Origin of the sequence: Bartonella callosciuri, assembly GCF_014203215.1 — a bacterium.
Taxonomy (GTDB): domain Bacteria; phylum Pseudomonadota; class Alphaproteobacteria; order Rhizobiales; family Rhizobiaceae; genus Bartonella; species Bartonella callosciuri.
On record NZ_JACHIM010000035.1, the window covers coordinates 1 to 1,114 of the forward strand.

Consider the following 1,114-nt stretch of genomic DNA (forward strand, 5'->3'; position numbering starts at 1 on the left):
GGTTGCGGGGGATGCATCCGGGTTAGTGGCTGTGTTGGGTGTGGTGGTTGCGGGGGATGCATCCGGGTTAGTGGCTGTGTTGGGTGTGGTGGTTGCGGGGGATGCATCCGGGTTGGTGGCCGTGCTGAGTAGGGCGGTTGCGGGGGATGCATCCGGGTTGGTGGCCGTGCTGAGTAGGGCGGTTGCGGGGGATGCATCCGGGTTAGTGGCTGTGTTGGGTGTGGTGGTTGTGGGGGATGCATCCGGGTTGGTGGCTGTGCCGTGTAGGGCGGTTGCGGGGGATACATCCGGGTTGGTGGCTGTGCCGTGTAGGGCGGTTGCGGGGGATACATCCGGGTTGGTGGCTGTGCTGGGTGTGGTGGTTGTGGAGAGCGCTAGGGCTTTTTCAAAGCATGGGTTGAAAAGATCTGCCGAGAAACTTTAGAAATTTACTGTTGAAAAATGCCGCCGAAAAACGTGAACGTTTTTTCTTTCTCTTTCCTTGATTTATTATTCTATGGGAAAGCCAATGTGTTAAAAGATACTCTTATCAAGATTTGGTGGCTGGACCCGTTAATTGGATGACGTGCCCCATTTTGCGCAGTGGTTGAACAGAACGTTTGCCATATAAATGGACCGATGTATGTTTTTGTTTGAGAAAATATTTGAAATCGCTCAGACTATTTCCAAGAAGGTTGGTCATTTGACAATTACTATGACGGTATGTGCTGCCCAATGGAAGACCGCAAATGGCACGGATATGCTGTTCAAATTGTGAAGTAATGCACGCCTTTTGTGTCCAATGCCCAGAGTTATGAACACGAGGCGCTAATTCATTTACTAAAAGACTTCCATCTATCAGAACAAAAAATTCAATGCAAAGAACACCAACATAATTTAAGGCATCCATTACGGTTAAACTTATTTCTTGTGCAGCCTTTTGCACCTCACGCGAAACATGCGATGGCACAAATGATTTATGAAGGATACCGTTTTTGTGTTGATTTTCAGGGCAATCATAAAAAATATGTTCCCCTTGCTTTGTGCGTGCTGAGAGAACCGAAATTTCCGATAAAAAAGGAACAATTTCTTCCAAAATTAAAGGCTGGTCCCGAAAAGTTGTTAAAGCTTTGTT

At 47.5% G+C, this 1,114-nt stretch carries 1 protein-coding gene and 1 pseudogene; one reads left to right on the forward strand and one right to left on the reverse strand.

What is annotated here, in order from left to right; genetic code table 11:
• Positions 1 to 424 (forward strand): annotated as a pseudogene (locus HNQ69_RS07615) (hypothetical protein); the annotation flags it as partial.
• 105 nt (positions 425 to 529) lie between these two features.
• On the opposite strand, the gene HNQ69_RS07620 reads toward HNQ69_RS07615, so the two are convergent.
• The coding region (locus HNQ69_RS07620; RefSeq protein ID WP_183229416.1) for an ATP-grasp domain-containing protein at positions 530 to 1,114 on the reverse strand (585 nt) is incomplete at its 5' end.